This is a genomic window from Anaerolineales bacterium (assembly GCA_025808555.1).
Lineage (GTDB): Bacteria > Chloroflexota > Anaerolineae > Anaerolineales > UBA11579 > JAMCZK01.
This window is the reverse complement of record CP075526.1, coordinates 871,695-896,514: the sequence shown is the minus strand read 5'-3', so window position 1 is coordinate 896,514 and position 24,820 is coordinate 871,695. Positions and strand designations below refer to the sequence as shown.

31 protein-coding genes and 1 tRNA gene are annotated in these 24,820 nt (G+C 61.0%); 26 read left to right on the top strand and 6 right to left on the bottom strand.

The window, feature by feature from the left end:
• Nucleotide 1: 1 nt before the first annotated feature.
• Complete coding sequence (locus KIT08_04755) at nt 2–757, bottom strand: hypothetical protein (GenBank protein UYN90548.1); 756 nt, start codon at nt 755–757, stop codon at nt 2–4.
• 91 nt (nt 758–848) lie between these two features.
• Here KIT08_04755 and KIT08_04750 point away from each other — a divergent pair, with 91 nt between their 5' ends.
• The 10 genes from KIT08_04750 to KIT08_04705 all read left to right on the top strand — a co-directional run bounded on the left by KIT08_04750 (nt 849) and on the right by KIT08_04705 (nt 8,620).
• Nucleotides 849–1,520, top strand: a complete 672-nt coding sequence (locus KIT08_04750; GenBank protein ID UYN90547.1) for an MBL fold metallo-hydrolase — start codon at nt 849–851, stop codon at nt 1,518–1,520.
• A complete protein-coding gene (locus tag KIT08_04745; GenBank protein UYN90546.1) occupies nt 1,520–1,825 on the top strand; it encodes a hypothetical protein in 306 nt (101 codons plus the stop codon). The genes KIT08_04750 and KIT08_04745 overlap by 1 nt, the downstream gene beginning before the upstream one ends.
• Nucleotides 1,826–1,860: 35 nt before the next feature.
• Entirely contained in the window at nt 1,861–2,922 is a 1,062-nt protein-coding gene (mutY, locus tag KIT08_04740) for an A/G-specific adenine glycosylase (GenBank protein UYN90545.1), read from the top strand.
• Entirely contained in the window at nt 2,912–3,232 is a 321-nt protein-coding gene (locus KIT08_04735) for an RNHCP domain-containing protein (GenBank protein ID UYN90544.1), read from the top strand. Before mutY ends, KIT08_04735 begins: the two co-directional genes overlap by 11 nt.
• A gap of 36 nt (nt 3,233–3,268) precedes the next feature.
• Complete coding sequence (locus KIT08_04730; protein UYN90543.1) at nt 3,269–4,288, top strand: permease; 1,020 nt, start codon at nt 3,269–3,271, stop codon at nt 4,286–4,288.
• 2 nt (nt 4,289–4,290) lie between these two features.
• The gene (locus KIT08_04725) at nt 4,291–5,037 is read left to right on the top strand and encodes a TIGR03943 family protein (GenBank protein ID UYN90542.1); all 747 of its coding nucleotides are present in this window, start codon (nt 4,291–4,293) and stop codon (nt 5,035–5,037) included.
• A complete protein-coding gene (locus tag KIT08_04720) occupies nt 5,034–6,389 on the top strand; it encodes an Ig-like domain-containing protein (protein UYN90541.1) in 1,356 nt (451 codons plus the stop codon). The genes KIT08_04725 and KIT08_04720 overlap by 4 nt, the downstream gene beginning before the upstream one ends.
• A gap of 17 nt (nt 6,390–6,406) precedes the next feature.
• Nucleotides 6,407–6,862: a transcriptional repressor gene (locus KIT08_04715; protein ID UYN90540.1), complete on the top strand. Its 456-nt coding sequence runs from the start codon at nt 6,407–6,409 to the stop codon at nt 6,860–6,862.
• Between the two features lie 65 nt (nt 6,863–6,927).
• Nucleotides 6,928–7,764, top strand: a complete 837-nt coding sequence (locus tag KIT08_04710; GenBank protein ID UYN90539.1) for a metal ABC transporter ATP-binding protein — start codon at nt 6,928–6,930, stop codon at nt 7,762–7,764.
• Nucleotides 7,757–8,620 carry a metal ABC transporter permease gene (locus KIT08_04705; GenBank protein ID UYN90538.1) on the top strand — a complete coding sequence of 288 codons (864 nt, stop codon included), beginning with the start codon at nt 7,757–7,759 and terminating at the stop codon, nt 8,618–8,620. Before KIT08_04710 ends, KIT08_04705 begins: the two co-directional genes overlap by 8 nt.
• 36 nt (nt 8,621–8,656) lie before the next feature.
• On the opposite strand, the gene KIT08_04700 is transcribed toward KIT08_04705, so the two are convergent.
• The 4 genes from KIT08_04700 to KIT08_04685 form a co-directional block, all read right to left on the bottom strand.
• Nucleotides 8,657–9,772, bottom strand: a complete 1,116-nt coding sequence (locus KIT08_04700; GenBank protein UYN90537.1) for a hypothetical protein — start codon at nt 9,770–9,772, stop codon at nt 8,657–8,659.
• 68 nt (nt 9,773–9,840) lie between these two features.
• The gene (locus KIT08_04695; protein UYN90536.1) at nt 9,841–10,206 is read right to left on the bottom strand and encodes a response regulator transcription factor; all 366 of its coding nucleotides are present in this window, start codon (nt 10,204–10,206) and stop codon (nt 9,841–9,843) included.
• A gap of 78 nt (nt 10,207–10,284) precedes the next feature.
• Entirely contained in the window at nt 10,285–10,833 is a 549-nt protein-coding gene (locus tag KIT08_04690; GenBank protein UYN90535.1) for an ATP/GTP-binding protein, read from the bottom strand.
• 4 nt (nt 10,834–10,837) lie between these two features.
• Nucleotides 10,838–11,671 (bottom strand): DUF4388 domain-containing protein, encoded by an 834-nt coding sequence (locus KIT08_04685; GenBank protein ID UYN90534.1) that lies wholly within the window; start codon nt 11,669–11,671, stop codon nt 10,838–10,840.
• A gap of 127 nt (nt 11,672–11,798) precedes the next feature.
• On the opposite strand from KIT08_04685, the gene KIT08_04680 reads away from it, so the two are divergent.
• From KIT08_04680 to KIT08_04605, 16 genes are all read left to right on the top strand, one after another.
• Nucleotides 11,799–11,870, top strand: a tRNA-Asn gene (locus KIT08_04680).
• A 324-nt stretch (nt 11,871–12,194) separates the two neighbouring features.
• Nucleotides 12,195–13,157 carry a sugar-binding transcriptional regulator gene (locus KIT08_04675; protein ID UYN90533.1) on the top strand — a complete coding sequence of 321 codons (963 nt, stop codon included), beginning with the start codon at nt 12,195–12,197 and terminating at the stop codon, nt 13,155–13,157.
• Entirely contained in the window at nt 13,154–13,435 is a 282-nt protein-coding gene (locus KIT08_04670) for an HPr family phosphocarrier protein (GenBank protein ID UYN90532.1), read from the top strand. The genes KIT08_04675 and KIT08_04670 overlap by 4 nt, the downstream gene beginning before the upstream one ends.
• Nucleotides 13,435–13,860 (top strand): hypothetical protein, encoded by a 426-nt coding sequence (locus KIT08_04665; GenBank protein ID UYN90531.1) that lies wholly within the window; start codon nt 13,435–13,437, stop codon nt 13,858–13,860. Before KIT08_04670 ends, KIT08_04665 begins: the two co-directional genes overlap by 1 nt.
• Nucleotides 13,861–13,943: 83 nt before the next feature.
• Nucleotides 13,944–14,480 (top strand): PTS glucitol/sorbitol transporter subunit IIC, encoded by a 537-nt coding sequence (locus tag KIT08_04660; protein UYN90530.1) that lies wholly within the window; start codon nt 13,944–13,946, stop codon nt 14,478–14,480.
• A gap of 19 nt (nt 14,481–14,499) precedes the next feature.
• The gene (locus KIT08_04655) at nt 14,500–15,033 is read left to right on the top strand and encodes a PTS glucitol/sorbitol transporter subunit IIB (protein UYN90784.1); all 534 of its coding nucleotides are present in this window, start codon (nt 14,500–14,502) and stop codon (nt 15,031–15,033) included.
• Nucleotides 15,034–15,128: 95 nt separating this feature from the next.
• The gene (locus KIT08_04650) at nt 15,129–15,509 is read left to right on the top strand and encodes a hypothetical protein (GenBank protein UYN90529.1); all 381 of its coding nucleotides are present in this window, start codon (nt 15,129–15,131) and stop codon (nt 15,507–15,509) included.
• 32 nt (nt 15,510–15,541) lie between these two features.
• A complete protein-coding gene (locus KIT08_04645) occupies nt 15,542–15,907 on the top strand; it encodes a PTS glucitol/sorbitol transporter subunit IIA (protein ID UYN90528.1) in 366 nt (121 codons plus the stop codon).
• 2 nt (nt 15,908–15,909) lie between these two features.
• Nucleotides 15,910–17,241 carry a hypothetical protein gene (locus KIT08_04640; protein ID UYN90527.1) on the top strand — a complete coding sequence of 444 codons (1,332 nt, stop codon included), beginning with the start codon at nt 15,910–15,912 and terminating at the stop codon, nt 17,239–17,241.
• On the top strand, nt 17,222–17,914 hold the full coding sequence (locus KIT08_04635; GenBank protein ID UYN90526.1) for a class II aldolase/adducin family protein: 693 nt from the start codon (nt 17,222–17,224) through the stop codon (nt 17,912–17,914). The genes KIT08_04640 and KIT08_04635 overlap by 20 nt, the downstream gene beginning before the upstream one ends.
• Before the next feature lie 19 nt (nt 17,915–17,933).
• Nucleotides 17,934–18,926 carry a thiamine pyrophosphate-dependent dehydrogenase E1 component subunit alpha gene (locus tag KIT08_04630; protein ID UYN90525.1) on the top strand — a complete coding sequence of 331 codons (993 nt, stop codon included), beginning with the start codon at nt 17,934–17,936 and terminating at the stop codon, nt 18,924–18,926.
• On the top strand, nt 18,919–19,923 hold the full coding sequence (locus KIT08_04625; protein UYN90524.1) for an alpha-ketoacid dehydrogenase subunit beta: 1,005 nt from the start codon (nt 18,919–18,921) through the stop codon (nt 19,921–19,923). The genes KIT08_04630 and KIT08_04625 overlap by 8 nt, the downstream gene beginning before the upstream one ends.
• A complete protein-coding gene (locus tag KIT08_04620) occupies nt 19,923–21,359 on the top strand; it encodes a 2-oxo acid dehydrogenase subunit E2 (GenBank protein ID UYN90523.1) in 1,437 nt (478 codons plus the stop codon). The genes KIT08_04625 and KIT08_04620 overlap by 1 nt, the downstream gene beginning before the upstream one ends.
• Nucleotides 21,360–21,366: 7 nt before the next feature.
• Complete coding sequence (gene ptsP / locus KIT08_04615; protein ID UYN90522.1) at nt 21,367–23,106, top strand: phosphoenolpyruvate--protein phosphotransferase; 1,740 nt, start codon at nt 21,367–21,369, stop codon at nt 23,104–23,106.
• 59 nt (nt 23,107–23,165) lie between these two features.
• Nucleotides 23,166–23,960, top strand: coding sequence for an inositol monophosphatase (locus KIT08_04610; GenBank protein UYN90521.1), 795 nt, complete (start codon nt 23,166–23,168; stop codon nt 23,958–23,960).
• A 118-nt stretch (nt 23,961–24,078) separates the two neighbouring features.
• A complete protein-coding gene (locus tag KIT08_04605) occupies nt 24,079–24,450 on the top strand; it encodes a DUF2089 domain-containing protein (GenBank protein UYN90520.1) in 372 nt (123 codons plus the stop codon).
• A gap of 50 nt (nt 24,451–24,500) precedes the next feature.
• Here KIT08_04605 and KIT08_04600 read toward each other — a convergent pair whose 3' ends face one another.
• Nucleotides 24,501–24,809 carry a zinc ribbon domain-containing protein gene (locus KIT08_04600; protein UYN90519.1) on the bottom strand — a complete coding sequence of 103 codons (309 nt, stop codon included), beginning with the start codon at nt 24,807–24,809 and terminating at the stop codon, nt 24,501–24,503.
• Nucleotides 24,810–24,820: the final 11 nt, after the last annotated feature.

Sequence of the window (24,820 nt, the reverse complement as noted above, 5' to 3'; positions counted from 1 at the left end):
CCTACTGTACTTGCAAATCGCTGATCTCGACCCAGCTCTCGGCCTGCGGTTCTTCTGTCCCATAGCGCATCTGCCCGCTGGGCAGCCAGGCGGCATACTGGTTGTCGATCCAGATGACGAGGCTAAGCGGAGGCTGCGGCGCAATCTGGGTATGCAGCTGGCTCTCGCCATTGATGCGGAAGTCTACGCCACTCGTTTCCCAGACCAGCTCGAAATTGTGCCATTGGCGCGGATCGTGCTGCAAAGCGGCCGCCTCTTGGCGCACCAGCGCGGCGGTCAGGCGGCGTAAGCCGCGGGCTGCCGGCGGCAGTGCCAGGAGGGGCAGCGCCAGCAGGCCAGGCGCCAGGGCCAGGCTGGGGATGCGCGGCGAGCGGTGTACCGCCGCCATGGCCCCGCTGCCGGGCAGCGTATTGTGCAGGCTGAGATGGTTTTGCGGCGAAGCGAACATGAACCAGGCCGCGTTGGGCAGCGCCGGCAGCTGGGCGCGGCCGCCTAAGCCGAGAGCAAAACCAAACGGATCGTTCCACAGGCCGAAGCCCCAGGTGCCCGGCAACTGTGCCTGCGAAGCGCGGGCGCGCAGGCTGAGGCGCAGCGGGGCGCGCTGGGTGAAGCGCCGGCGCGGTATTCCGGCGTAATCGTCGAGTTGAGCCAGGTGGTATTCGTTGCCGTGGGCGGCGCCAAGACTCAGGCGCCAGAGGTCTTTGTGTTGCTCTACGCGTCCGCTGCCCGCGGTGCGCGCAGCGAGTGGCGGCAGCATGCAGCAATTATACGGACTCGTGCGGTATACCTGCGTCTCGCTCACGCGATGCGCAGGTATACCGCGGCCAAAATGCTATAATCGCTTCGTTGTGTCGTTTTTGCGATACAACTACATCCCCCTGAAAGAGCAATGCATGGACATCACCTGGTACGGAAATTCCTGTTTTCGCATTACGGAGCGCAGCATGCCCACCGTAGTGACCGACCCCTATGATCACACCAGCGCCGGTTTCAAGGCGCTCAAACTCAAGGCCGACATTGTGACCGTGAGCCACGATGCGCCCGGCCACAACTTCGTCAAGGGCGCCAAGGGCGCCAGTTGGGAGATCCAAGGCGCGGGCGAATATGAGATCGGCGGCGTGTTCGTGACCGGCGTGGCCATCAATGAGGGCAAGGACGCCAACGTCATCTTCACCTTTGACTATGACGGTGTGACCGTCTGCCACCTGGGCGATATGCGCAGCGTGCCCAGCCGCGCCCAGGTGGAGGGTCTGGGCACGGTGGATGTGCTGCTGGTACCGGTGGGCGGTGGCAACGCCCTGACGGCGGCCAAGGCGGCCGAAGTGATCGCCCTGATCGAGCCCGGCATCGTGGTGCCGATGCATTACAAGGTGGATGGCACCATGCTGAAGCTCAACCCGCTCAAGCAATTTCTGCAGGAGATGGGGCTGGATAAGCAGAAGAGCGAGGCTTCACTAAAAGTCACCTCCTCCAGCGTGCCCAATGAAACCAAAGTCGTTGTACTGGAAGCGGCGTCGTAATGTCTGGCATTAAGTTATTGATGACCTGGGATATTCAGCCCGGGCGTGAAGAAGATTACTTCGAGTTCCATATTCGTAAGTTCGTGCCTGCGCTGGAAGGGCTGGGTGTGGCGCTGAGCGAGGCCTGGCTGACCGTGTACGGCGAGCAGCCGCGCTTGCTGGCCGAAGCGGTCATCCCTACCATGGATACAGCCCGCCGCGTGCTGGATAGCAGCGCCTGGCAGGACCTGGGGATACAGATGCAGGAACTGGTGGACAATTTTGACTACAAGTTGGTACCCGCCCGCGGCGGTTTCCAGCTGTAAGCCGGTGGCCGGCGCGGCCACAACCCCTAAAGCAAGTGAAATCACAGATCGCCAAGCCATTGCTCCGCTGGTATCACGCACGCAAGCGCAGCCTGCCTTGGCGCGAGCGGCCGGAGCCGTATGCGGTGTGGGTGGCCGAGATCATGGCCCAGCAAACGCGCTTGGAAACCATGCTGCCGTATTACCAGCGCTGGATGCGTATGTTTCCTAGCGTACAAGCGCTGGCCGCCGCCCGCGAGCAGCAGGTGCTGAACGCCTGGGAGGGGCTGGGCTACTACAGCCGCGCCCGCAATCTGCATAAGGCCGCCCGCCACCTGGTGGCCGAAGCCAGTGGGCGCATACCGCGCTCGGCAGCCGGCTTGCGCCAGCTGCCCGGGATCGGCGCCTACACCGCCGGGGCGATCGCTTCGCTGGCCTTTGGTGAAGACGTGCCCGCCGTGGATGGCAATGCGGTGCGGGTGCTTTCGCGTTTGTTTGATGTGGAAGAGCCTGTGCATACCGCCGCGGGCCAGCAACGCCTTTGGGCGCTGGCGGCCAAACACCTACCCGCCGGGCAAGCCGCCGAGTACAACCAGGCCATGATGGACCTGGGCGCTACGCTGTGCAGCCCGCGCCCGAAATGCAGCGAGTGCCCGTTGCAGGCGCAATGCCTGGCCAATGCACGCGGCACGCAGCTCCTGCGCCCGGTCAAGCGGCGCGGGGCGCAGCTGCCGGTGCGCCATTACGCCGCCGCCCTGCTGTGGCAGGGCGGCAAGGTGCTGGTGTTGCAACGCCCGGCGCGCGGCTTGCTGGCCGGCATGTGGGAGTTCCCCAACGTGCAAGTAGAGCAGGCTGGGCGCGCCAAGACGCAGTTGCGATCTGCCTTGTTGCGTGAACTCAGCGTCAAGGTTGACGCCGGAGGGTTGCACGTTGAGCTTGAGCATACCTACAGCCATTTTCAGGCGCGCTTGCGTGTGTATGACTGTGGCCTGGTCAGTAATGAGATAACTACAGACCGTCCGTATAAGTGGCTTGCTCCACGCAGCCTGAGCCGCTTGCCAATGGGCAAGCTGGACCGCGGCGTGGCCGACAGCCTGCAGGGGCGCCATGCCGGTTAGCTTTGTGCGCCGGGTGGAAGACTTTGTTTGCGAACGCTGCGGGCAGGCGGTGACGGGCGATGGCTACACCAATCACTGCCCGGCCTGTCTGTGGAGCAAGCACGTGGATATTGCCCCGGGCGACCGGGCCGCCGGTTGCGGCGGCATGATGGAGCCGGTGGAAGTGGAGGCCCGAGGGGGTCAGTACCGCATCCTGCACCGTTGCGTCGTGTGCGGGGCGGAGAAGTGGAACCAGGCCGCGCCGGCGGATGACTTTGAGCAGATCCTGGCCGTGGCGCGTGCCAGCAGCAACCGCAAACTGGGCTTGTAGACAGAGCCTCACAATTGGCGCGATAGAATTTCCCCAATGAAACACGTTTTCAATATCCTCAGCATAGTAGCTTTGGCCGTGCTGGGGGTGGCGCTGGTGTTGTCTCTACAGAACTGGATGAGCGGGGCCATTGAGTTGCCAGGGCAGTTCTATACCTTTACTACGATCTTTCTAGGCATTTTTATTGAGGCGGCGCCTTTTCTGCTGCTAGGCACGCTGGCTTCAGGTTTTGTTGAAGTCTTTTTCAAGAAGGAATCTATTCAACGCATCATGCCGCGCAATCGCTTTCTCGGCGCGCTGGTGGGCGGCTTGCTGGGTTTTGTGTTCCCGGTGTGCGAATGTGGCGTAGTGCCTTTGACGCGGCGCCTGTTTCGCAAGGGCATGGCGCCTGCCATGGGCGTGGCCTTCCTTATGGCTTCGCCGGTGCTCAACCCCATTGTCATCCTCAGCACATATGCAGCCTACGGCTGGGGGCCAGTGTTGTGGCTGCGCATCGGGCTCAGTTTGGCGATCGCGGTTGGCATCGGTCTTATCTTCGCCGTGGAGGAGCAGCCGGAGCGGCTGCTGCGCCCGCGCAGTCTAAGCTTGGCGCCGATCCGCGGCGGCAGCGTGGACTTGGCGGTACCGATGCACCAAGGCAGCCTCGCTAGCCGGGTGCGCCGCGCTTTAGGGATAGCCGGCGAAGAATTCTTCGAGATGGGTCGCTACCTCATCATCGGCTCCATGCTGGCGGCGGCGCTGCAGGCGCTGGTGCCGCAGGGCACCCTGCTGGCGCTAGGCAGCGGCCCGCTGCTCTCAGTTTTGGTGATGATGTTGTTAGCTGTGCTGCTGTCCATCTGCTCAACGGTGGACGCATTCGTATCGCTGGCCTTCGTAGGCACGTTCACCACAGGCTCGATCCTGTCGTTTTTGGTGTTCGGGCCAATGGTGGACATCAAGAACATTCTGCTGTATATGCAAGTCTTCCGCCGCCGCACGGTGCTTTACATGGTGATCCTGCCCGCACTGATGGTCATTCTTGCCACGGTCTTCATCAACTTGAACCTGGGAATTTAGCCATGAGCGAACGCGCCCACAAACAACTCCAAGCCGGTATCTTGTTGGGCCTCGGCGCCTTCCTGTTCTATAAGAGCTTGTCTGGCACCTTGTACTTCTATATCAATGCGCGCTTCACCTGGCTGGTGCTGGCGGGCGGCGCCATCCTGTTGGCTCTGGCTTTTGTCGCCTGGCCGCGCCGCAGCGAGGCGCATGTTCATCATCACGAAGATGACCACGAGCATGACCATGCCCACACCCGCAGCCTCTGGCCTCTGGTGGTGCTATGCGTACCGCTGGTGCTTGGCTTTCTTGTGCCTTCTCGGCCCTTGGATAGCTCGGCCCTCGACACGCGCGGCCTGACCACCAATGCCCTGGCCAGCATGGGCGGCCAGAATGCCGTCCAGTTGGAGCAGCCCTCCGATCAGCGCAATGTGCTGGATTGGGTGCGCGCCTTCAATTTTGCGGTTGACCCGGTGATCTACGAAGGCGAGCCTGCCGATGTGGTCGGCTTTGTCTATCGCGATCAGCGTCTGCCCGAAGGGCAATTCCTAGTGGGCCGCTTTGCGGTGAGCTGCTGTGCAGCCGATGCGTTCGCGGTGGGCATGATTGTTCAAAGTGATGACGCCAGCCGCTGGCAACCCAACCAATGGGTGCATGTCAATGGCATTGTGCAAGTGAGCTACCTGGACGGCGTGGCAATGCCTTTGATCGAGGCTGCCAGTATCAAAGAAGTCGATATTCCTCCCCAGCCGTACTTGTTCCCATGAGCGCCTGGCGCAAGCTGGATGTGACGGTTGCTGCGGTGACGCTGGCTTTGCTGGCCGCGCTGCTCTTTGTGCTGTGGCGCGGCGACCGCGTCAGCCTGGCCGTTGTGCGCACGGTGCCCGCCCCCGGTAGCCTGGCTGCCGCCACCGCTCCGATAGTGATCGAGTTTGGCCAGCGTATGAACACCGCCAGCGTGGAGCAGAGCTTTAGGATGGAGCCGGCGGTGGACGGGCGATTTGTGTGGAATGACAACACGTTGTACTTCATGCCCAGCCAGCCCTTGGAGGTGGGCCAGCGCTATACAGTAACGCTGGCCCAGGGTGCACAGGGGCTCATCGCGCATGAGTTGCTGCAAGATCTCAGTTTTTCCTTTGAGGTGCGCCCGGCAGGCGTGGCCTTTTTGCGATTGGCAAGATCCGGTTACACACTCTGGGCGATGCCGGATCTGGATGCACAGCCCGTGCAGCTTTCGCCCGGCGATGCCGTGTTTGACTTCACCGTCACCAGTGACGGCGAGAGCTTGATATTCTCGGTGGTGAACGAGCAATCAGGCATTGACCTGTGGATCGTGGGCCGCAACGGCGGCGATACCCGCATTCTGCTGGCCTGCGGCGTAGACCGCTGCACCGGGCCAAGCGAGCGTGCCGGGCGCATCGCCTACACCCGCGTACTTGCGCCCATGACGCCCACAGAGCCGTACGGCCCGCCGCGCGTCTGGTTGCTCGACCCGCAGAGCGGCGCAACCGTGCGCCTGCACGCGGATTCCCAGAAGATCGGCTTCGGCCCGCATTGGTCGCCAGACGGGCAGCGTTTGGCCTACTTTGATGGCGGTAACGGACGGCTGGTGGTGCTGGAAATGCGCACCGGCGAGGAAGTGCACATCCCCACCCTGGCCGGTGTGGTTGGCAGCTGGTCTCCGGACGGCGAGTACATGCTTTTCTTCGACACGCTGCTGATCGAGGGCAGGCCCGTCAATCAGATCTACCGGGCCAACTTCACTACTCAGGATGTGCTGCCGTTCTTCGACCCCCAGCCTACCGATGCAGACTATAGCGGGCCGGTGATCTCGCCCAGTGGCGAGTGGGTGGCGCTGAAAGTGCGCGATCTGGAAAACCTGGCCAGCGAACAGCTGTGGGTGCTGCCACCGGATGGCGCATATGCCATGGTGGCTGTGCAAGAAAGTGGATACCTTTACAGCAAACACCAGTGGCGCAGCGATTCGCAAGCGCTGCTCTATCACCGTCTGCAATTGGGCACCGCCGAGAGCGACCCCAGCCTGTGGCTGTGGGAGCGCAGCCTGGGCGCCAGCCGCCTGCTGGTGCAGGACGGCAACCAGCCGCTTTGGCTACCCTGAGCGTATAATCATTTGTGATGGCGCAAGCACACATCAGCAGTGAACAAGAGATCAAAGAGCGCACCAGCGGCTGGCTGGCCCACCTGGCTGAGCGCGGCTACCGCATCACCGGCTCGCGCCGGGCGGTGGTGGATGTCCTTGCGGAAGCCGGCGCCTCGCTTTCGCCCGCCGAGATCTACGAGCAGGGCCGGGCAGTCCATAAGCAGCTGGGCCTGGTGACGGTCTACCGCACCCTGGAGAAGCTGGAAGAGCTGGGCCTGGTGCAGCGCGTGCATCGGCCGGATGGCTGCCATGCCTACATCCCCGCGCTGCACGGCCATGAGCACTTGCTTCTGTGCCAGCAGTGCGGGCGCGTTGAATACTTCCGCGGCGATGACCTGTCGGAGCTCAGCCGTCGTCTCGAGGGCGAGAGCGGCTACACGATCAATGACCACTGGTTGCAGTTCTTCGGCCTTTGCGCCCAGTGTCAATAAACTCCCCTCTGATATAATTGAAAACACTTTTCAATAACTGGCGCGGTTCTGCCAGCATTTAGTCTATGCAGACTTCCACCAAACAAACCCCGCAAACCCATGGCGCACATGGGCCAGCAGTAGAGCTTACGCGAGTGGACGTGCGCTTTGAAGCGCACCTGGCGCTCGAAGACGTGAGCGTTTCCATTGACCCTGGCTTGCGCGTGGCAGTCGTCGGGCCGAACGGCGCAGGCAAATCCACCTTCTTCAATCTTGTCAGCGGCCTGCTGGCCCCGACCCGCGGCGAGGTGCGCGTGCATGGGCATGCGCCCGGCCAGCACTTGTGCCTGGCGTATGTGACCCAGGCCAATCAGCTTGACTGGAACTTCCCGGTGAGCGTGTGGGACGTGGCCATGATGGGGCGGGCCGGCAAGCTGGGCTTACTACGCCGCCCAGGTGCACCCGATCGTGAACTCGTGCGCGCCAGCCTGCAGCGCGTGGGCATGCTGGCCCTGGCTGACCGCCAGGTGGGCCAGCTCTCGGGCGGGCAGCGCCAACGCCTGTTCATTGCGCGGGCGTTGGCGCAGGAGGCGGACCTGCTCCTGTTGGATGAACCCTTCGCCGGCCTTGACGTGCCCTCCCAGGAGCAAATTCTGCACATCTTGGATGATCTGCGCAGCCAGGGCGTGACAGTGCTGTTTGCCACGCATGACCTTGAGCTGGCTGCGCAAAAGTTTGACCGGATACTGCTACTGAATCACCGCTGTGTTGCTTATGACATCCCGGCTCAGGCGTTGACCCAGCCCAACCTGAGCGCTGCCTTTGGCGGCCACTTGCAGGTTGTGAACACGGCTCAGGGCCCGCTGGTGGTGGGCGATAGCGGCGGGCATCATCACCATGGCGCGGAGGGCAAGCATGGTTGAGTGGCTGCTGGAGCCGCTGGGCTACGCCTTCATGCAGCGCGGCTTTTTGGCCGCTGTGGTGGTGGGCGTGGTGTGCGCGCTGGTGGGCTGTTACATGATCCTGCGCGGCATGGCCTTTTTAGGTGATGCGCTCGGCCACGCCACCCTGCCCGGCCTGGCGGTAGGCTACTTGGTTTCCAATGGCGACCGCTCAGGCTCCTTCTTCTGGGCCTTGGGCACCGCGGTGCTCACTTCGGTGGTGATGGGAGCCTTGAGCCGCAATACAAAATTGCGCCACGACACAGCCATCGGCATTGTGTTCGCCGGCATGTTTGCGCTGGGCATTGCCATCATTTCCAGTATTCGCAGCTACGCCGTGGATCTGACCCATATGTTGTTCGGCAACATCCTTGGTGTCACCACAGGCGACATCTGGCTGGTCTTGGCGGTCAGCTTGGTTGTGCTGCTGGCAATCACGTTTTTTTACAAAGAGCTGCTGGTGGTTTCTTTTGACCCTGTGCTGGCAGTCACTCTGCGTTTGCCGGTGCGCGCTCTGGATGTGCTACTGCATGTGCTCATCGCCCTGGCCATCGTGGCTTCGCTGCAGACCGTGGGCATTGCCCTCGTGGTCGCCATGCTGGTCACCCCGGCCGCTACCGCTTTCCTGCTCACCAAGCGCTTGAAGCGCATGATGGTCATGGCCGCCGGCCTGGCGGCTTTCTCTGGAGTGGCCGGGCTGTACACCTCGTACTACTTAAGCATCGCATCCGGCGCGGCGATCGTATTGGTATCCACCTTTCTCTTTGTGCTTGTCTATTTATTTCGTAATGCATTGCCAACAGCCAGGCGAGTGGAAACAAAAAGCCCTGCTCATTGAGCAGGGCTTTTTGTTTGTTGTTCATCCGCAGTGTGCCTACGGTGTGGTGTAAGTGATGATGAGCTTGAGGCCGTTGTTGAGGAAACGCACCAGCGTGTCGCCACTCGGTGCGCCAGAAAAAGCGATTCGGTACTCAAGCATCTTTGAGCCGCCAAGCGCAGCCTGCGCTCGCGTCTTTACCGCTTCACTGGCGCCGGAAGTTGACAACGCACTGGCGCTACACCACTCAACATCCGCGCCGGAGGTGGCGGCGTTGTAGTCGCCCGCGTCCAGCGGGAAGTAGCTGCCCGGGATAGCTTTCAGGCAGCCCATCACCGCAAAAGGGTCGGCTATCGTATCGAATTTAGTGAAGTCCACGGTCACCTGTGTGATCGTGGACCCAGCCGGGATGGAGGAGAGATCGAACAGCGCGAAGACCTGCACACCATTGCCGCTGCTTGAGCCCGCAAACGGGGAGCCGCTAGTGGCGCCCGTAGAGCTCACCTGGCCGATCTGGCTGGCAATGAACGTGGTGCCCGTGCTGCCGCCTGTGCCACCGGAGCCGACTACATCAATGATGACGTAGAAACTGCCGAAGGTCTGGCCGGCCGCGTTGCGCAGCATCCAATAGCCGGTGTGCGTGCCGGTTGCGCTGGGCGCAGTCAGGTTGACGGAAACATCCAGCGTGCTGTTAGGCGCGATGGTGGCCGTGAGCGGCTGCGTAGCCGGACCGCCCATGGCCGCGCCGCTGCTAAACACCACTGAGTATGAGGTGCTCCATGAACAGGTGCCGGAGTTGCGAATGCGCCAGGTCTTGGTGAACGTAGCCCCGGGCGCAAAATCGGTGCCATCCGGCACAGTCACATCGCTCACGAAGGCCATCGCATCGCAAGCCGGGTTCACTCCGCCGGTGCCACCCGTGCCGCCCGAGGCAGTGGGGGCGGCCGTGTTGGTCACCAACGGGGTGGAGGTAGCTTCAGAGGTCGCCGTGGGCAACGGAGTTTCCGTGGCCGTGGGCACCAGCAGGGCGTTCTCAGTGAGCTGGGCGCTGACAGTGGAAGCGGCCGCGGTTTGCACCAAAGACGCTGCATCTGGCGAATTGCTTGAGGGGAAGCTGCACGCACTCAATACAAGCGCAACAGCCAGCAGAAGGGCAAAGACCTTGGTTTTCATAAGACTCCTAAATAATTGCATTTTGGGGATTCTAGCAGAGCGAGGCAGGAATTGCCCGTAGGCGGGTCTTAGACTTCGCTTAGAAGTGCGTCTACCCGCTGGAGCAGCTGTCCAAGCTCGAACGGCTTGCGCAGGTACTCATGCGCCCCGGCCTGCAGCGTGGCTTGTAGTTCCTCGGCCGTGGCCATAGCGGAGATCAGCAGAATGGGCATCTGGGCGCCGGCCGCCTGGTTGAGCTTGGCGCACAGGGCCGGCCCGCTCAGCCCAGGCATGTTGACATCCATGATCACCAGGTCAGGCCAAAAATGAGAGGCGGCATACAGGGCCGCCTGCCCGCTGGAGGCAGCGCACACCTGGTAACCGGAAAGACTGAGACCGGCCCGGATCATTTCCAGCAATTCAGGCTGGTCATCCACAACAAGTATCTTGGGCATGTGCTTACTGCCCAAAACGTTTGAGATTGGCGACTATTCTAGGAATTTATTACTAGTGAGGCTGAAGCTTAGGGAGACTTAATGTTCCAGCTCGATCAGGATGTTCTCCAGCAGCTGCAGCAGCACGGTTTTGACCGCCTCTTTATCGGTGGAGATGCAGGGCAGCATCGGCACACCCTCGTCCAGGCGCAGGGCCACGCGCAGGTCTTCTACTTCCCAGGCGTCTGGCAGGTCTTGCTTGCTGGCGGCCACCACGTAGGGGGTGGGCGAGAAAGCGCGGAAGGCCTCCATGATGTTGCGAGCTTCCTGAAAGGTTTCCGGGCGGGTGCTGTCCACCATCACAATGAAACCCAGCATGCCTTCCGAAAGGATCTCCCACATGAAATCGAAACGCTTCTGGCCTGGCGTGCCGAACAGATACAGCACCAGGCTGTCGTCCACCGTGATGCGGCCAAAATCCATCGCCACCGTTGTGGTCTCTTTCACCCGCTCAGCATCGGAGCTGATCTTGCGCTCGGTGGAGACAACATCGATCTCGCTGACCGTTTGAATGAACTCGGTCTTGCCGGCGTTGAAGGGACCGGTGACCACCATTTTGACTGTGAGGGCGCGTGCGTCGTTTTCCATCAGGCTAGATCGAGCGGATGCGTTCCATGAGGCGGTTCACCAGACTCTTCTGCTCCTGGCGGGTCTTGCCAGGGAAGGCGCTCTGCAACCCATCGATCTGAGTCGGCGCGCCGGCCGGGCGGATCAGTTTGACCAGGCCAGCTTGCAGCAGGCCGTAGACGATGCGGCGGATCTCCACCTCGTTCATCTTTGTGGCTTTGGCAATTTGGCGGATGCTGTTCTTGGGGTTGATGTAAGACACCACACGCCACTCTTCCACGTTCAGATTGACCTTCTTGAGGTTCACGCCGGGGCGAGCGGTGAAGGCCAGCGCCATGTCCAGATTGGGGATCTCGGAGTTCAGCTTCTCCCACTCATTGACCTGGCGGGAGCCTTCCATAATGAGGTCTTCCAGCGCCATGCGCACCGGGATCTTGCTTTCAGGCACGTCTTGCCCGGCGTCGAACTTGAAGCGGCCCTCGACCCAAGTGAAGAGCTGCTGGATCACGAAGACAAAATAGTCCTGCAGGCTCTCCAGGATGTCTTGCTGGGATACATAGCCGGAGTTGATCAGCAGCAGCCCCAGCTCTTTGTCGCTCATGTTGGCGGCACGCGCTTGCAGGGTGTTGAGTTGGGCGTCGTTGATCTTTTCGGAGCGGTGCAGGATATTGGGCAGGGCGGCCTGCTGCTGGCCGTTCTCGCTGGTCAGCTGGGCATACGCCAGCTTGCCCGTGCGGAAGATGAGCCGGGCGCCTTCGTTTGGCCCTTGCACCAGCAGCGCGCCGCTTTTACCTGCCAGATTGATCAGGTTGAGTAGCTGGGTGACGGAAAAATCCTGCAGGTTGCCTTGTAATGCCATCGATGCTCACGGATCGAAGCGATTATACATGCTTGAGAGCGGCGGGGTTTGCCGGCTGCAACGGACGGGCTTTCTTGACATGGGTATATGGGCTGACTATAATCGCCCCTTGCCGTTTGTAGAAAATTCCTCGGTAGCTCAATGGCAGAGCGGGCGGCTGTTAACCGCTAGGTTGTAGGTTCGAGTCCTACCCGAGGAGCTGCGTATGCTCTGGTCTGTAGACCAGAGCATTTTTGTTTTCTTGGCAACACGTTCGAAAAAACTGAGCGGGCGGCTGTTATCCGCGTGGCTATAGGTTGCACGCCTGTTCCGATTTTTGCTTCGTTGCCTCACATCTCCCTCGTGACAAAGCGAACTTGCAGATAAGTCTTGTGCGCGCCTGGAAACTTTAGACAAAAATTAGTGTTACTATGTTTAGGTATATGTGCAAAGTGTGCAATTTTGTGCAAAAACTGGCAGCATATATCTTGTCGGGGGGCCTCGGCGAGAGCCGAGGGGTTTCCACAGTCGGGGCGGTGCGCTAGTGCAAGACTACGAGCGCCAAGCCCTGCTGGCGCAGATTGCAGAGCTGTACTACATGCAAAACATGAGCCAAGCCGACATTGCGCAGCGTTTTGGCTTCTCGCGCTCAAAGGTGTCACGCCTGATCACAGAGTCGCGCGAGAGCGGAACGGTGCAGATCCGCATCAACCATCCGGTTCGCCGCGAATCGGCTCTGGAGAGCCGCCTGGCCAGGGCGTTCAAGCTCCAAGATGCCTACGTTCTCCAAACCAGCCTGTACAACGAAGCTCAAAGCCTACGCTCCCTAGGGCGTCTCGGCGCCACCTACCTTAATGAGCACATTACGCCGAATAGCACCCTCGGCATCTCCTGGGGCACTGCCATCTACGAAGTCGCCCAGGCGCTCCGCCAGCGCAACTATCCCAGCCTCCGCATCGTGCAGATCATTGGTTCGGTGGGCTACGGTGACCCGGCGGTAGATGGCCCGGAGCTCGCCCGCAATATTGCAACCCTTTTCTCTGGCAAGTATTTCACGCTCAACTCTCCCGTACTCGTAAAAGACAAACAAGCTCGTGACACATTGATGAACGAGCGCCATATTAAAGAAGTGCTCGCCATGGGCCTGGATGCTGACTACTACCTCGTCGGTATTGGCTCCACTACGCCTGAGCATTCGGCCCTGGTGCGCGCCGGCTCTGTGCTGGCCAAAGAGATGAACACCATCAATCGATCCGTCGGTACCGTAGGTGACATCTGCGCACGCCTGTATGACCAGAGCGGAAACTTTGAAGGCATCGAGTTCAACCAGCGCGTCGTGGGCATTTCGCTGCAGCAGCTGCGTGATGCCAATGGCACTGTAGTGGGCATCGCCGGCGGTGAAGCCAAGGCACCCGCCATCCTGGGCGCGGTGCGCGGTGGCCTGGTTGATGTGCTGATTACAGATGATAAGGCTGCCACTAAAGTTTTGGAATTGGACCACCAATGACCGTCGCGACGATCAGAACCACCATTCAGCACGAGGCAGGCTTGCATGCCCGTCCCCTAGCGCAGTTTGTAAAGACTGTGAAAGAATTTGACGCTGAAGTCCAGGTGACCAACCTGACCCGCGGCAAAGGCCCGGTATCAGGCGCCAGCCCGGTCAAACTCCTGCTGCTGGCAGTCCTCAAGGATCATGAGATCGAGATCGAGGCCACCGGCAGCCAGGCGGCCGAAGCCCTGGATGCTTTGCAAGCGCTCATCAACGATAATTTTGGAGAAGAGTGATGCTTGATTTCCTTTCAGACAACATGGGCGCTCTGGCCCTTCTGCTGTTGATCATGTGGGGTTTGCAGTTTGCTTTTACCTATGTGCAAATGCGCAAGTTCTACGCCCGCCTCAAAGTTGTGCGTCAGGCCGGCCTGACCGCAGTGGGCAAGGGCGGCGGCCAGTACCGTGGCCGCGTGTATGGTGTGCTGACCATTGATGAGAACAAGAAAGTCATCCATGCCGAAAAAATGTCCGGCTGGTCCAACTTTTCCGGGCTGAAGGCCGTGCCCGAGCTGGTCGGCCTTTCCCTCCAAGACATTCTGGATGAGACGCGTGAATTGCCCGTGTCTCGCAAACTTTCCGAAGCCTTCCGCGATGCCGCGGTGTATCTGCTTGATGCGAAGCCCTCGCAGACCCTCCCCGAAGCAGACCCCGGCAAATAAACCGAATGACAGGAGGTACTCCAACCAGCGATTGCCGAAATGTCTCATCACTTTAATCGACTACTAGAGGAGAGTTTCTGACTATGGATGCTTTAGTACATGCAGCAGAATGGTTCATCGGCCTGTTCCAGACGGGCGGCGGAGTGTTCCTTTCTCTCGTCGGCGGCATTGTCCCGCTGCTGATCGTTCTGTTGACCGGCGTTAATGCTCTCGTGGCCCTCATTGGCCCCGAGAAGATCGACAAGGTGGGCGAGTGGGCTGCCCGCGACGGGATCATTTACTACCCCGTTCGCTACATCCTGCTGCCTTTCCTGGCTGTGTTCTTCCTGACCAACCCCATGGCCTACACCATGGGTCGCTTCCTCCCGGAGCGCTTCAAGCCGGCTTTCTACGATGCCGCCGTCTCCTACGTTCACCCTCCCCTGGGTATCTTCCCGCACATCAACCCGGGTGAGCTGTTCGTGTGGCTCGGCATTGCTGCCGGCATCGAGTCCCTCGGCCTCTCCACCGTGCCCCTGGCGCTGTGGTACCTGGTCGTGGGCTTGATCGTGATTTTCATCCGTGGCATTGTGACGGAGCGCATCACTGCAATCATGTGGGCGCGCCGCCAGGCCAAGTAATTAAAGGAGAAAGAAAACGATGAATGCGTTCCTCGTAAAAGTTGGCCGTGGTGTTGGTGGCGTCGTTGGCGCTCTCTACCAAGCCGGCCGTGACGCTGTAGATCAGGTTGTCGTCAACATTCTGCCTTTCATGGCCTTCATCAGTTTGGTGATCGGTATCATCCTTGCCACTGGCATCGGTGACTGGATCGCCAACCTGCTGGCTCCCCTGGCGGGCAGCCTGTTTGGCCTGTTGGCTCTGTCCGTGATCATTGCCATCCCCGTGCTCTCGCCCCTGCTGGGCCCCGGCGCGGTGATCGCTCAGATCATCGGTACCCTGTTGGGCAGCACCCTGCTGGCCAACGGTAGCATTCCCCCTTCCTACGCTCTGCCGGCGCTGTTTGCCATCAACCCGCAAGTGGGTTGTGACTTCATCCCGGTCGGCCTGGCCCTGGGTGAAGCTGAGCCCGAGACTGTGGAAGTTGGCGTGCCGGCGGTGCTGTTCTCCCGCCTCATCACCGGCCCCGTGGCTGTGTTGATCGCCTTCCTGTTCATGCCCCTGCTTCCCTACTAAGCACTTGCTTTTGAGTACTGGGAGGGGAACAATTTTGTTCCCCTCCCAGCTCAAGAAGTGAAACGGAACTTAGGACAAGAGAGGATAAAAAGACGATGAGCAAGAAATACAAGAAAGTAAAGATCAGCGCCGGCCCGCGTGGCTGGGGCGGCCCTTTGGTCATTGAACCCAAACCCGGCAAGGACCTGATCTACTGTGTGACCGGTGGCGGCATTCACCCGCTGGCGCAGCACATTGCTGACCTGACGGGCGGCACCCCCTTTGACGGGTTCAAGTCCAAGGCTGGCTTTGATGAAATTGCCGTCGCCATTATCGATTGTGGCGGCACGGCCCGCGTGGGTGTTTACCCCATGAAGGGTGTCATGACCGTGGATGTGTACGCCACCAAGCCGTCTGGCCCCCTGTTCCGCTTCATCAAAGAGAACATCTTTGTTTCCGGCGTCACTGAAGCTCAGGTTGAACTGCTGGAAGACTAAACCAAGCTTTCAGAAAGATCCAAGAACTAATCATGGTTAAGTATCAGGCTCGCATCACCCACATTGGCCCGCACGTCTCTGAGTTTGTGGAGGAGAAGGTGCTCGTGTTCTTCGGCAGCGACGCCCCCGAGGAGCTGGCCGAGTTTGCCATTTTGCATGACGGCAAAGTCATGGAAGGCCAACTGGTGCCCGGCGACACGATATTCCTGGGCGATGAAGGCTTTGCCGTTCTGGCGGTTGGTGAAGTTGCCAACAGCAACCTCGCCAACCTGGGCCACCTCGTGGTCAAGGTGAACGGACAAAGTGAGCCTGAAATGCCCGGCGATGTGTGCGTGGAAGCCAAGCCCCTGCCGCCCATCGAGGTGGGCATGCTTGTAAGAATTGAGGAGTCCAAGTAGTTATGAAGACGCTGCGTGAACGACTGCAAGAATACGAAGCCGAGCAAGGCCACCCCATCCGCGTAGGTTTGGTGGGTGCCGGCCAGATGGGCACTGGCCTGATCGGCCAGATGGAGTTGATGGACGGCATGAAAGCGGTCGCCGTCACCGATGTGCTGCCCCGCCGCGCTTTCGACGCCTTCCATGAAGCCGAGGTCGACCCGGCCCTGATCGGCGAAGCTGCCACCGCGGTTGAAGCCGAGGCGCTGATCGCCGCCGGCAAACGTGCCGCGTTGCAGTCCACGCAAGAGCTGCTCAAGATCGCCAACCTGGATGTGATCGTTGAATCGACCGGTATCCCTGAAGTGGGCGCCGAGGTGTGCCTCGGCGCCATTCAGGCTGGCAAGCACATCGTCAACATGAATGTGGAAGCAGACGCCACCATCGGCTATTACCTTGGCCAGCAGGCCAAGCAGGCTGGCGTGGTGTATACCCTGGCCGCCGGCGATGAGCCCGGCGCCATCAAGGAACTGTACGACTTTGCCGACGCGCTGGGTTTCAAGATCGTGGCCGTGGGCAAGGGCAAGAACAACCCGCTCAACCGTGCCTCCAACCCCGATAGCGTGGCCGAGAAGGCCCGCACGCGCAAGATGAGCCCCAAGATGCTTGCCTCGTTCGAGGATGGCACCAAGACCATGGTGGAGATGACCAGCATCGCCAACGCCATCGGCTTCGTGCCGCAGGTGCGCGGCGCCCACGGGCCGGACGTCAATGTCAAGGACCTGGCCAAGGTGTTTTCCCCCACCGCGGCGGGTGGCATCCTGGAGAGCGAGAAAATTGTGGAGTACGCCGTGGGCCCAGCGCCCGGCGTGTTCGTCATCATCACCACTGACCGCGAGAAGATCATTCGCGATCTGAACTACCTCGGCCTCTCCAGCGGCGGCAACGGCTACTGGAGCCTCTACCGCCCGTACCACCTGGCTAACCTCGAGACGCCCATCTCCATCGCTCATGCTGCCATGGAGGGTCTCTCGACCCTGGTCCCGCTGCGCCCGCCCACGGCCGAGACCATCACCACGGCCAAGCGTGACCTCAAGGCCGGCGAGCGCATTGACGCCCTCGGCGGCTTCACCGTCTACGGCATGATCGAGAAAGCCAGCGTCGCCGCCGAGCAGAACCTGCTGCCGCTCGGCCTTGCCGTCGGCGCCACCCTGGTGCGCGACGTGCCCATGGGCCAGGCGCTCAGCTACGATGATGTGCAGCTGGACGAGAACCAACTGATCGTGAAACTGCGCCGCGAGCAGGACCAGATGCCCGGCACCTACCAGGCTGAATATGCGAAAGCGAGCGTCTGACCCCGCGTCCGCCAAAAACGGAGGCGTGGTGGATCGTTTGTCCACCACCTATGGCCACCTGTGGGGCAAAAAGCCCCAGGCAGTGGCCAAGCCTCGCGCCCTCACGTCAGAAGTGCGTGATCTGTTCGCCGCAGACGCTGTGCGCGCCGAGATGATCGCTACCGCCGCTCACGCCGCCCAACTGGGCTTGGTGGCCGGCCAATTGAGCGAGGCCAGCCTGCGCTTGGGCGGGGATAAATTCCTGGTGACCGCCGCCAGCAGCTGGCTCTACCAGCTGCACGACGATGACCTGCTGCTGGCTTCGGATACGCCTGAAAAAGGCTTTGCCGAAGAGGCATTACCCACTTACTGGCCCCTGCACCTGGCGGGTTACCGCCAGACGCCGCAAGCCGGCGCCGCACTGCTGGGCCACCCGGCCGCCGCACTGGCGCTGATGGCGGCGGGCAAGCTGCCCGCCCCGGGCCTGCTGGCCGGCGCCGAGGCGCTGGGCAACTTTGTGATGTGCGCCGCCGAGGCTGAGCAAGTGAGCCAGGCGCTCGGCCCCGCCCGCGTGATATTTGTAAAAGGTGTTGGCGTGCTGGTGTTCGCCGAGACCTTGCAGCAGGCCGTGATCGACCTGCAATTGGTGAACCGCCTGTCTGAAATTAGCTGGTATCAGACCCGCGGCATGTGAACTGAGGTTCATAAGGACTATGGCAAAAAGCAAGAACGCACAAACTTCACAGGCAGCCGCTAAACGCAAACTGAGCGAGAAGCAGCTTCATGACATGCTCTACACCATGATGCTCATCCGCCGTTTTGAGGAAAAGGCGCTGGATCTGTATTCGCTGGGCAAGGTCCACGGCACCATGCACCTCTCCATCGGGCAGGAAGCTACGGCGGTGGGCGCATCCGGCGCGCTGACCCAGCAAGACTATTTGCTCAACACCCATCGCGGCCACGGCCACTGCCTGGCCTGGGGCAGCCAGGCTGATTTGATGATGGCCGAGTTCATGGGCAAGGAAACCGGTTACTGCCGCGGCCGCGGCGGCTCCATGCACATCGCCAATGTTGACGCCAATAACCTGGGCGCCAACGGCATTGTGGCCGGCGGCCTGCCCATCTCGGTCGGGGTGGGACTCAGCATCCGCGCCCGCAACACCGAGCAGGTCGTGATGGTCGTGTTCGGCGACGGCGCCTCGAACGAAGGCGCCTTCCACGAGTCGATCAACATGGCCAGCATCTGGAACCTGCCAGTCATCTTCCTGTGCGAGAACAACCAATATGCCATGTCCATGCCGGTCGAAAAGAGCATAAACATTGACCGCATCAGTGACCGCGCCGCGGCCTACGGCATTGAGGGCGTCACCGTTGACGGCAATGACCCCGAGGCGGTGTATGCGGCCGTCTCCAGCGCACGCCAGCGTGCCGTTGCCGGCAAAGGCCCCACCTTGATCGAATGCAACACCTATCGCTACATGGGCCACTCCAAGAGTGACCGCCAGGCTTATCGCACCCGTGATGAGGTCAAGGCCTGGATGGATAAAGACCCCATCGAGCGTTTGGTTGCCAATCTGGGCATGAGCAAAGAGGACAAGGACGCCTTGTTCAAGAAAGCCGAAGCCGAGATCGCCAAAGCGGTTGAGTTTGCCGAGGCCAGCCCCGAGCCGGATGTGGCCGACATCATGGAGGGCGTATATGCCTAGCGCCAACGGCACGCGTGAGATCACGTACGTCGAAGCCGTGCGTGAAGCGCTCACCCAGTCCATGCAGGCTGATGAACGCGTCTTCCTGATCGGTGAGGACATTGGCGTGTACGGCGGCGCCTTTGGCGTCTCCGCCGGCATGCACGCCCAGTTCGGCGGTGAGCGCGTGATCGACACACCCATTTCCGAAGCCGCCATCGTGGGCGCTTGCGTGGGCGCCGCCCTCACCGGCATGCGCCCGGTGGGCGAGATCCAGTTCATGGATTTCATCACTTTGGGCATGGAGCAGTTGGTGCTCCAGGCCGCCAAGGTGCGTTTCATGTTCGGCGGCAAGGCCACCGTGCCCATGGTGCTGCGCACGCCCGGCGGCTCCGGCACCGGCGCGGCCGCCCAGCACTCCGAAAGCCTCGAGACTTGGTTCACGCATGTGCCCGGCCTCAAAGTCGTCATGCCCAGCTCTCCGTATGACGCCAAGGGCTTGCTCATGGCTGCCATTCAGGACGAGAACCCGGTCATCTTCGTTGAGCATAAGCTGCTCTATAAGATCAGCGGCCCTGTGCCCGAGGAGCCCTACACCATTCCCCTGGGCGAACCCAACATCGTACGTGAGGGCAAACATCTCACCGTGGTTGCCACTTCCATCATGGTGCAGCGCGCCAAACAAGCTGCTGAAGAGTTGGCCAAAGAGGGTATCGAGATCGAGATCGTCGATCCGCGTACCCTCAACCCGTTTGACGACAGTCTGATGATCCAGTCAGTGATCAAGACTGGCAAAGCGCTCGTAGTGCACGAAGCGGTCAAGACCAGCGGCTACGGCGCCGAGCTCGTCTCGCGCATCGTCGAAAGCGAAGCCTTCGATTACCTCGAAGCCCCGGTGCGCCGCCTGGCCGGCCTCGACATCCCCATTCCCTACAACCGCAATCTGGAGTATCACGCCGTGCCGCAGGTCGAGAACATCGTGGCCGAAGCGCGCAAGCTTGTGCGCGGGGAATACTAATGGCCAAAGAAGTCATCATGCCCGTTTTTGGTTTTAACCAGGAGACCAGCCAGATCGTCTCCTGGCTGGTCAAAGACGGCCAGTCGGTGGAGCAGGGCGACCCCATCGCCGAGGTCACTACCGACAAGATCAACATGGAGATCGAAGCTCCCACCGCTGGCGTGTTCAGCGGGGCAGGCTATGCCGCCGGTGAAACCGTTCCGGTCACCACTGTCATTGCGTACATCCTGGAGCCGGGCGAGAAAGCTCCTGATGCGCCCGCCAAGGCCCTCGCAGCCCCACACGCTGCCGCCACCCCTGACGCGGCGCAAAAATCAAGTAGTATCGACCACCCCCTCCCCCAAACCGCGCAACAGCCAGCTTCCCCAACCCCTGCCTACCAGCCGCCCGCTGCCGACGGCCGCGTAGCGCCCGTGTCTGACCTGGCCGCCAAAGTGGCCAGCGAACACGGCGTGGATCTGGCCGCCGTGCGCGGCAGTGGGGTGGGCGGGCGTATTACCCGCCGAGATGTTGAGAGCTACCTTGGCGCGGGCCAGCTGGCCTCGGAGACAGCGGCTCCGGCGGTGGGCAGCGGCGCCAAGGTGCGCGCCACCCCGGCCGCCCGCAAGCTGGCCAGCCAGCGCAACATCCCGCTGGCAAGCGTGCGCGGCAGTGGCCCGCATGGCCGTGTCCAGGCCGCCGATGTGCAGGCTGCACAGGCTGCTCCCGCTGCCCGCCCACACACGGCCGCCCCGGCCCAGCCGGGCGGCGTGCTACGCATCCCCTTCACCCAGATGCGCCGCACCATTGCCGACAATCTGCAGCGCAGCATGCAAGAGGCGCCGCATATCTACTTCCAGGTGGATGCGGACATGAGCGCCCTCAACGATATGGTTGCTGAAGCCAATCGCACCGCCGTAGATGGTGACGCCAAAGTCACCCTCACCGCGGTGCTCGCCAAAGCCGTGGCCTGGACCCTGCTGCGCAATCCCAAACTCAACAGCCACCTGGGGCAGGGCGAAGTCTTGCAATATCAAGACATCAACCTTGGCCTCGCCGTAGCGCTGGATGAGGGCCTGATCGTCCCCGTCATTCACAATGCTGATCACAAGAGTGTGCGCCAGCTGGCCGCCGAAGTAAATGATTTGGCAAGCCGCGCCCGTAGTGGTAAGCTGAAGCCCGCTGATCTGCAAGGAGCAACGTTTACAATCTCCAACCTCGGCATGTTCCGGGTCGATCGCTTCACCGCAATCATCAACCCGCCGCAGGTTGGTATTCTGGCCATCGGGCGCGCCTCCCGCCGCCTGGTGCCAGATGCGCAAGGTCAGGCCAGCGTCCGGCCCATTGCCACGCTCACCCTTTCGGTGGATCACCGGGTGATCGATGGCGCGGTGGCTGCCGCTTTCCTGGATGACCTGAGCGCGGTGTGTGAACGGCCGCATCTTATGGCTTTGTGAGTGATGAATGGAAACCACGCTTGAAAACCTGATGTTCAAAGGGGTGCCGGCTGCCAACGGCATAGCGATTGGCAAGCCGTGGGTCTACCACCCCCAAACGGCGCACATCGTGCGCCGCACGGTTTCAGACGTGCAGAAAGAGCTGGCCCGTTTTGAAGCGGCCAAGCATATTGCTGTCCAGCAGTTGGCCGGCCTGCAAGAGAAAGCCCACGCCGAGATTGGCCAGCATGAAGCGGCTATCTTCGAAGCCCACCAGATGTTTCTAGAGGACCCCGAGCTACTGAAAGCCATCACCCGCCGCGTGCGTGAGGAGCTGATCTGCGCCGAAGCCGCCGTGGATGAAGCCGTGCAAGAGGCCGCCGCTGAGCTGGCTGCCATCGAGGACGAGTATTTTCAGGCCCGCGCCATTGACCTGCGTGATGTCGGCCGTCGCCTGGTGCACCTCCTGCTCGGCGTTGATACTGAAGTCAAGGATTTTCCTGATGAGCCGGTCATCGTCTTCGCCGAAGACCTGACTCCTTCCGATACCGTGCAATTTGAGCGTAGCAAGCTGCTGGCCCTCGTCACCGTCCAGGGTGGGCCTACGTCGCATACCGCCATCCTCGCCAACAGCATGGGCATTCCTGCCATCGTCAGCGCGCCGGTGGACCTCGCCGCGGTCGAGCATTCCACCCTCGGCGTGGTGGATGGCCGCACCGGCGAAGTGCTGCTCGACCCCTCGGCTGACAAGCTGGAAGCCTTTCAGGCGGAGCAAACCCGCCTGCAGGCCAAGCGGGCTGCTGCCAAAGCCCGCAGCCAGGAAACCGCCACTACGACTGACGGCCACCAGGTCGAAGTAGTGGCCAACATTGGCAACGCGCAAGACGCGTTGCAGGCGTTGGAGTACGGCGCCGAGGGCGTCGGCTTGTTCCGCACCGAGTTCCTGTTCCTCGACCGGCATGCCATGCCGACTGAGTTCGAGCAGACCAACGCCTACCGCGAGATCTTTGACGTGATGCGCGGCAAGCCGATCGTTGTGCGCACGCTGGATATTGGCGGCGACAAATCGGTGGACTATCTTGGCTTCAAGACTGAGGCCAATCCCTTCCTGGGCTGGCGCGCCATCCGCATGATGAGCGAGCGCCCCGACCTGCTGCTCTCCCAGTTTCGCGCCTTGCTCAAAGCGGGAGTGGATACTGACCTGTGCATCATGGTCCCCATGGTCTCGCGCCTCACTGAGGTCGAACAGGCGCGTGCCTTGCTGCGCGTAGCGCAGGAAGAGCTGACCGCCGAAGGAGTGCCGTTCTGCCAGACCTTGCAATTCGGCATCATGATCGAGGTGCCCTCGGCTGTGCTGGTGGCCGATCACATTGCCCCGCTGGTGGATTTCTTCAGCATCGGCACCAACGACCTGACCCAGTACACCATGGCGGTTGACCGCACCAATGAGCGCGTCGTCAATATCGCCAGCCCCTTCCATCCCAGCGTGCTGCGCCTGATCAAGCTCACCATTGACGCCGCTCATGCCCAGGGCAAATGGGTCGGCGTGTGCGGCGAATTTGCGGGCGAACCGCTGGCCGTGCCCCTGTTGCTCGGCATGGGGCTGGATGAGTTCAGCATGTCGCCGGTCAGCGTGCCCGAGGTAAAGGATCTCATCCGCCGCTTCTCAATAGAAGAGTGCAAAGATGTCGCCAGCCGCGCCTTGCGTCTGCCCAAAACCGAAGCCGTGCAGGCCTATCTGCGCTCGATCGTCAGCGCCAAACAATAAGAACCGAGGCTTGTGTGCAAGCAAACATAACTCCTGAACAACTGGAGCAGTATTTAGCATTGGCCGTTAGTTGTGCCCGAGAGGCGGGTGCGCTGCTGCTTGAAGGCTTTGATAAGCAGAAGACCATTGACCACAAAAGCTCCGCGGTGGATTGGGTCACAGAGTATGACCGTGCCTCCGAGAAGCTGATCGTTGCGCGCCTCACCGCCGCCTTCCCGGACCATGGCCTCATGGGCGAGGAAGGCAGCCGCCGCGAAGGTAAAGACGGTTACGCCTGGTATGTGGACCCGCTGGATGGCACTACCAACTACGCCCACCAGTTCCCCATGTTTGCCGTCTCGATCGCGCTGTATAAAGATGCCCAGCCCTTGGTCGGTGTCGTCTACGACCCCCTTCGTGATGAACTGTTTACCGCCAAGGCAGGCCAAGGCGCCTTTCTGACCAAAACCAGCGGCACGCAGCAGCTGCAGGTGAGTCAGGCCCAGGTGTTGGCCACCAGCCTGCTGGCCACCGGCTTCCCGTATGACAGCCATACCAGCCCGCACAACAACTCGGTTGAGCTCAGCTTCTTTGTACGCAAGGCTCAGGGTATCCGCCGGGCCGGCTCGGCCGCGCTGGATATGGCCTATGTGGCCGCTGGCCGCCTGGATGGCTATTGGGAGTTCAAGCTCTTCGCCTGGGACATGGCTGCTGCCCGCCTCATCGTCGAAGAAGCCGGCGGCCGCTTTACCCAGCCGGGTGGGCAGACCGTCAGCATGGATATGCAGCAGTCGGCCTGTGTCAGCAACACCCACATTCACGACGAAATGCTGGCCGTGCTTGCGGAGGCCGCCCAACAGCGCGCCACAGCCTAATCACACAGCAATACCTTGACAAAAGTTGTTAGTAATAACTTTTAACCCCCACCCATTTCCCAGCAACAATATCTTTTGAACTCAGGCTTAGCCTGTACGGGCGGTATATAATCAGCGCATGCATTCAGCCCCGCATGCCTGCCCCGTGTGCCAGGGTGAGCTCACGCTCACCCGCTTGGTCTGCCGTGAGTGCGAGACGGCGATCGAAGGCCGCTTTGAATCCGGCCCCTTCTCGCGCCTCAGCGCCCAACAGCTCCACTTCGTGGAAGCGTTTGTGCGCAATGAGGGCAAGATCACGCGCATGGAGGAGGAGTTCAAACTCTCCTATCCCACCATTCGCAGCCGTCTGCACGAGGTCATCCGTGCCCTGGGCTATGAGCCCGGCAAGGACAGCGCCACCACGCTGAGCGAGGAGGAGCGCCGCAAGATCCTGGAGGATCTGGACAGCGGCAAGATCACCTCTGAAGAAGCCATGCGCATGCTCGAGTAGCATGCACGTTGCAACAATAAAAAAAGAGCGCTGCATTGCAGCGCTCTTTTTTAGTCGTCAGATTTTGGCTTGGCAGTCGGTTTCTCGGTCTTGGTTTCGCCTTTAGCTTCTGTGCCTGAGCTCGTGCTCGTAGTTTCCTTGGCCTTTTTGCCATTAGTAGGCGCAGGGCTGGCGGCTTTGCGGCTTTTGTCCGTCACATAAAAGCCCGAGCCCTTAAACACCACACCCGCCGCGCGATACACCTTGTTGAGCGTGTGCTTGCGGCACTCAGGGCATACTTTGAGCGGGCTGTCTTCAAAACTTTGCTGGCGGTCAAACTCATGGCCGCAGTTATCACAGCGGTATGTATAAACTGGCATCTTCTCTAAAA